This window comes from Duncaniella sp. (genome assembly GCF_029056165.1).
Lineage (GTDB): Bacteria > Bacteroidota > Bacteroidia > Bacteroidales > Muribaculaceae > Duncaniella.
On sequence record NZ_JAIDBW010000034.1, the window covers coordinates 142,566 to 148,565 of the forward strand.

The 6,000-nt window shown below is 51.2% G+C and carries 7 protein-coding genes; 6 read left to right on the forward strand and 1 reads right to left on the reverse strand.

Translation table 11 applies throughout. The features are described 5' to 3' along the window. The first annotated feature begins 31 nt into the window (after positions 1 to 31). Together obgE and K2G41_RS07435 are read left to right on the forward strand one after the other, a co-directional pair. Positions 32 to 1,237, forward strand: a complete 1,206-nt coding sequence (gene obgE, locus K2G41_RS07430) for a GTPase ObgE (protein ID WP_300116889.1) — start codon at positions 32 to 34, stop codon at positions 1,235 to 1,237. Positions 1,238 to 1,243: 6 nt separating this feature from the next. After that, positions 1,244 to 1,612 (forward strand): YraN family protein, encoded by a 369-nt coding sequence (locus tag K2G41_RS07435; RefSeq protein ID WP_300116890.1) that lies wholly within the window; start codon positions 1,244 to 1,246, stop codon positions 1,610 to 1,612. Between the two features lie 113 nt (positions 1,613 to 1,725). On the opposite strand, the gene K2G41_RS07440 is transcribed toward K2G41_RS07435, so the two are convergent. Further along, on the reverse strand, positions 1,726 to 2,211 hold the full coding sequence (locus K2G41_RS07440) for an Lrp/AsnC family transcriptional regulator (protein ID WP_300116891.1): 486 nt from the start codon (positions 2,209 to 2,211) through the stop codon (positions 1,726 to 1,728). A gap of 671 nt (positions 2,212 to 2,882) precedes the next feature. Between K2G41_RS07440 and K2G41_RS07445 the strand changes: the two genes are divergently transcribed. The 4 genes from K2G41_RS07445 to K2G41_RS07460 all read left to right on the forward strand — a co-directional run. Beyond that, entirely contained in the window at positions 2,883 to 3,335 is a 453-nt protein-coding gene (locus K2G41_RS07445; RefSeq protein ID WP_300116892.1) for a GatB/YqeY domain-containing protein, read from the forward strand. Between the two features lie 28 nt (positions 3,336 to 3,363). Next, positions 3,364 to 4,635: a serine--tRNA ligase gene (gene serS, locus K2G41_RS07450; protein WP_300116893.1), complete on the forward strand. Its 1,272-nt coding sequence runs from the start codon at positions 3,364 to 3,366 to the stop codon at positions 4,633 to 4,635. 175 nt (positions 4,636 to 4,810) lie between these two features. Further along, the gene (rbfA, locus tag K2G41_RS07455) at positions 4,811 to 5,146 is read left to right on the forward strand and encodes a 30S ribosome-binding factor RbfA (protein ID WP_300116894.1); all 336 of its coding nucleotides are present in this window, start codon (positions 4,811 to 4,813) and stop codon (positions 5,144 to 5,146) included. Between the two features lie 217 nt (positions 5,147 to 5,363). After that, positions 5,364 to 6,000 (forward strand): ABC transporter permease (locus K2G41_RS07460; RefSeq protein WP_300116895.1); only part of this gene is annotated, 637 nt, incomplete at its 3' end.

Here is a 6,000-nt window from a genome sequence, read left to right on the forward strand (position 1 = left end):
TCAATTCTAACACTATAATCATCCCTGTTGTATGGCTGATTCCAACTTCATAGATTACGTCAAAGTCCTCTGCCGTTCGGGTAAAGGCGGTGCCGGTTCGCGGCATTTCTATCGTGCTAAATATATTCCGAAAGGAGGTCCTGACGGTGGTGACGGAGGCCGTGGAGGTCATATAATCCTCCGTGGCAACTCCCACATGTGGACACTCCTTCCGCTGCGCTATCGCCGCCACATATTTGCCGGTAACGGCCAGAGCGGATCGGGCGGACGTTCGTTCGGTAAGGACGGAGAGGATGTGATCGTTGACGTTCCGTGCGGAACAGTGGTCTTCGATGCGGAGACAGGCGAGTATCTGTGTGAGGTGACATCCGACGGCGAGGAAGTAAAGCTCCTTCGCGGCGGACGTGGCGGACTCGGCAACTGGCACTTCAAGAGTGCCACCAACCGCACTCCGCGCTATGCCCAGCCGGGTGAACCCGCCATAGAGAAATCCATCATTCTTGAGCTGAAGCTTCTTGCTGACGTGGGTCTCGTAGGTTTCCCGAATGCCGGTAAATCCACCCTTTTGTCATCAATCTCCGCAGCCCGTCCGAAGATTGCCGACTATCCGTTCACGACGATGGAACCACAGCTCGGTATCGTTTCCTACCGTGGAAACCAATCTTTCGTGATGGCCGACATTCCCGGTATCATCGAGGGTGCGAGCGAGGGTAAGGGTCTCGGCCTGCGTTTCCTCCGCCACATCGAGCGCAATGCCGTCCTGCTGTTCATGGTTCCCGCTGATGCGGATGACATCAAGGCGCAGTATGACATTCTTGTCGGTGAGCTTGAACGTTTCAACCCGCAGCTGTCCGACAAACCTCGTGTGCTCGCCATCTCAAAGAGCGATATGCTTGACGAGGAGCTGATGAAGGAAATCGAATCGACCCTGCCTGAAGGTGTTCCCCACATTTTCATCTCGGCTGTTACCGGTATGGGCCTTACGGAACTGAAGGATATGCTGTGGCGTGAGATCACCGATGAGCGTAACCGTATCGAGGACAACCCCATCACCCACCGTCCGCTTGACGGTCATCACCGTGTGCGCGAGGAGGATGAGTTTATCTTCGAGAATGCTCCCGACGCACCTGACGATGAGGTCGAGGAGGAAGAATATTTTGACGATGAGGATTTCGAGGGCGAAGATTTCGACTACGGAATGCTCGATGAGGACGGTTACGTCGAAGACGAAAAGTGATCCGTCATGGCTGACCACAATCAGCTCGGCCAGTGGGGCGAACAGGTTGCCAAGGAGTATCTGCTGACGCAGGGCTATGCCATCGGTGGTGAGAATATCCGTATAGCCGGTGTCGAGATTGACTTCATAGCCATGAAGGATGACATGATCTGTTTTGTCGAGGTCAAGACACGTTCGACAGATTTTTCAGATCCGGCTGATGCCGTTGATAAACGAAAGAGAGCGAGGATCGTGCGTGCGGCCGATACATATATCCGTTCCTACGATGTTCCGCTTGAACCTCGTTTTGATCTTGTGCTTGTCATCGGTTCTCCCGCTTCCTATACGATTGAACACATTCCTGATGCTTTCCTGCCAAGTCTCAACAACAGGTGATATGGAGGTATAGCATCCGGCATGATATTTTAGAAAAAGGGATAATCCAAGATTCTGCATGATGACGGAATCTTGGATTATCTCTTTTTATAAGAGTATGTGCACCGATCTCTTTATTCTTCGTCAGGGAGCGGAAGCTGATGGGTGTTCTTGACCTCATCGAGAACAAAAGAGCTGTTGAGTGATCCGATGCAGTCAAGCTCACCGAGGATGCGGAGGATGAATTCCTGATAGGACCTCATGTCCTTGGTGTAGATCTTGAGGAGGAAATCATGATCTCCTGACACGTTATAGCACTCGGCTATTTCCGGTATGCTCTTGACTGCGGTCATGATCCGTATGGCATTTTCGTATGACTGCTGTTTCATCTTCAGATAGCAGAACGCAAGGAAACCGCAATCGATTTTCTCGGCATCGAGGACAGCCATGTATTTTGTGATATAGCCCTCGCGTTCGAGGCGTTTGACACGCTCGAATGTTGGGGTAGGGGAGAGATGGACGGCGGCTGCAAGTTCCTTTACGGTGAGCCGGGAATTTTCCTGCAGGACTTTGAGGATGCGTATGTCGATTGCGTCAAGCGATGTTGATGATGACTTCATGGTGTGCGGGCTTTAGAATATTATTCTTTAACAGAGGGTGCTGTCCGGTGATATAAGAATAAAAGTATTAATTTGGATGCAAAAATAGTGATATTTTCTAAATCCATGCAACAGATAGATGGAAAACATTAAATTTTATTACTTTTGTGAATGTATCAGGCTTACCAAAGTGTGAGTCAGGTACGCATTAGGTAATCATTAAGTCATTAGTACTAAGTTTTCGCTTACATTAACAGAAACACATTTTTCTCTTAACGGTAATGCGGCATGAATGTCATCAGGATTGATGTCGAGTGTCCGTCTTACCGGCGGAATCGGAGAGATTGAGGGCAGATGGCCTGAGCATCTCCGTTTCACTTGTGAAAGTGGAAAGATTCCGATGATTTCATCCGATCACTTCAGTAGTCACCTGTCAGTGGACTATCATACTCTCCGGATTAAGGAAGCCGATCCCTGAAGAGGGGATGCCTTCATGTCCGGAGAGCATTTATTTATAAGGTCGGGCTCCTCAGGCTTTCATTTTATTAGCTCCTTGCGTTGAAAATACTTAAAAATCTTGTAACTTTGCAAGGTGATACGCACTGACTGCCTATGTCGTTGCCGGAGTTTGGTCCGCAATTTCATTACGGGTGGCTGTGCGGAATAAATAAACCTAAATAATATTGATAGATATGGATTTATTTGAAAAAATTTCCGCCGATATAAAGAGTGCGATGCTCGCACGCGAGAAAGTGCGCCTTGAGACTCTCCGTGGTATCAAGAAGGAATTTCTTGAAGCCAAGACCGCCAAGGGTGGCGACGGTTCGCTTTCAGACGAAGCCGCGACAAAGATTCTCGCAAAGATGGCCAAGCAACGCCGCGAGACTGCGCAGATCTACGAGGAGCAGAACCGCCCCGAACTGCGCGACAATGAGCTTGCCGAGGCTGCCGTGATCGAAGAATATCTTCCCAAGCAGCTCTCCGAGGAGGAACTGACAGCCGAACTCAAGAAGATCATCGAGCAGACCGGTGCGACCTCCGCAAAGGAAATGGGCAAGGTGATGGGCGTGGCTTCCAAAGTTCTCGCCGGACGTGCCGACGGTAAAGTCATCTCTGCCAAGGTGCGCGAACTTCTCAACAATTGAATTTAAGACATAGATACAATAAAGGAAAATGCTTACCCTACAGCAAATCAAAGAGGATCCCGAACGCATCATAGCGCGCCTCGCCGTCAAGGGCTTTGACGGAAAGCAGGGAGTCAACGATGTGATTGATTTTGATGATCAGCGACGCAGTCTGCAATTCCAGTATGATAACCTCGCAGCCGAACTCAAGAAGAAGGCCGATTCGATAGGTATGCTGATGAAAGCCAGTCAGCGCGACGAGGCTGAGAAGGCAAAAGCCGAGGTGGCTGAAATCAAGGCTGAACAGAAGGAGATTTCCGATCGTCTGACGGCAACTGAGAATGCTATCCGTGACATTCTTCTCGGTATGCCCAACATCCCCTGCGACGCAGTCCCCGAAGGCAAGACTGCCGAGGATAATGTCGTGGAGAAAACCGGTGGACCGATGCCCGATCTTCCCGCCGACGCGCTTCCCCACTGGGAACTCGCCAAGAAATATAACCTCATCAACTTTGATCTCGGTGTGAAGATCACCGGTCCGGGTTTCCCCGTATATATCGGCAAGGGTGCACGTCTGCAGCGTGCTCTCATCCAGTTCTTCCTCGATGAGGCTGGTCAGGCAGGCTATCTTGAGATTCAGCCCCCCTACGTGGTCAACGAGGCGTCCGGCTACGGTACAGGACAGCTTCCCGACAAGGAAGGACAGATGTATTACATCAACGAGGACAAACTCTATCTCATCCCGACGGCTGAAGTCCCCGTCACCAATCTCTACCGCGACGTCATCATCCCCGCTGATCAGCTTCCGATCAAGAACTGTGCTTATTCGGCATGTTTCCGTCGTGAGGCAGGTTCTTACGGCAAGGATGTCCGTGGTCTCAACCGCCTCCACCAGTTCGACAAGGTCGAGATTGTCCGTATTGAAAAACCGGAGAACTCCTATGCAGCTCTTGAAGAAATGAAGGATCATGTACAGGGCCTTCTTGAAAAACTCGGTCTGCCTTGGCACATACTCCGTCTCTGCGGTGGCGACATGAGCTTCACTTCAGCCATTACATTTGACTTTGAAGTCTATTCAGCCGCACAGGGCCGCTGGCTTGAGGTGTCGTCCGTCTCCAACTTCGAGACTTATCAGGCCAACCGTCTGAAATGCCGTTACCGTGGTGAGGATAAGAAAACCCATCTCTGCCACACTCTCAACGGCTCGGCTCTCGCACTCCCTCGCATCATGGCCGCGCTGCTTGAGAACAACCAGACTCCGCAGGGCATCGTCGTCCCCGAATGTCTGCGCAAATACACCGGTTTTGATATAATCGACTGATAACTTGCTGTTGGTGGCCGGATTCATTCCGGCCTGCCAACCTTTGATGCGGTCGGCGCGTTGTAATAAGTGACAGCGGTCATGGACGGGTCTCCGGATTTGCCGTGACGACATCCGCATTCCACCTTTTTTCCTTGGCCGCAACCTCACGATCACTTAAAACTATTATAAAATTATGGAATCAACACGTCAAGCAAAAATATCGCGTCTGTTACAGAAGGAACTCAGTGAAATATTCCGTCTGCAGACGGCCAAGACCCACGGCACTCTCGTGTCCGTCAGCATAGTTCGTGTATCCCCCGACCTGAGTGTGGCCAAGGTCTATCTTTCGATCTTCCCCTCGGAGCGGTCTCAGGAACTTCTTGAAAGTATCCGCGACAGTGCGAAGACCATCCGTTATGAACTTGCGCAGAGGGTACGTTTCCAGCTCAGGAAATGTCCTGAATTAAGTTTCTATCTGGATGACTCGCTGGACTATATTGACAATATCGACAAACTCCTGACCAAGTAAGGGACAGGAATGAATCAGCAACTGATTCAGCGTGATTGCAGGGACGCTCTCCGGAGTTTCCATTGACTGTTCGGGCTTAATCACGGCCCGGTGTCAGGTGGAGGCTTTCAGGCAGCGTCCCTGCCGTCGCTTTTTCGGGCAGGGAATCCCCCCGTCCATCTCCCCCGCTGTTTAAGGGAGGATTCTTAATATATAATTAAACCACATCGGATCACAAATGCCTGCATTCAGAATTGCCCTCCGCTATCTTCTGGCAAAGAAAAGCCATACGGCAGTCAATATCATTTCCTACATCTCCATGGCCGGCATAGCTGTAGCGGCTATGGCTATGGTATGTGTGCTCTCGGTGTTCAACGGTTTCACGGAGCTTGCTTCCGACAGGCTTTCGTTTGTGGATCCGGATGTAAAAGTCACCCCGGCCAATAACTATATGATAGCCGATGCCGACTCGCTTGCGGCTGTTATCAGCAATATTGACGGTGTGCGCGTGGCCGTGCCGACCATTCAGGCCGAGGCACTTGCCATCTATGACGGCGTACAGCTACCGGTGCGCATAGCCGGAGTGCCTGACGGATTTGGAGAAGTTTCGGCGTTGAGTTCGCTCATGATCGACGGTGTCATGGACACGATCACCAATGAGCTTGGCGGAGCGGTGATCGGCGTGGGTACAGCCGTGCAGCTCGGCGCACGTCCATCGATGATACCTGACCTTCAGCTCACCGTCCCCCGCCGTCTCGGACGCATAAATCCGGCCTTCCCCATGTCGGCGTTTATAACGGACACGCTCATGGTCAGCGGAGTATATCGGACAAATCAGCCTGAGTTTGACAACGCCATGATCTATCTTCCGCTCC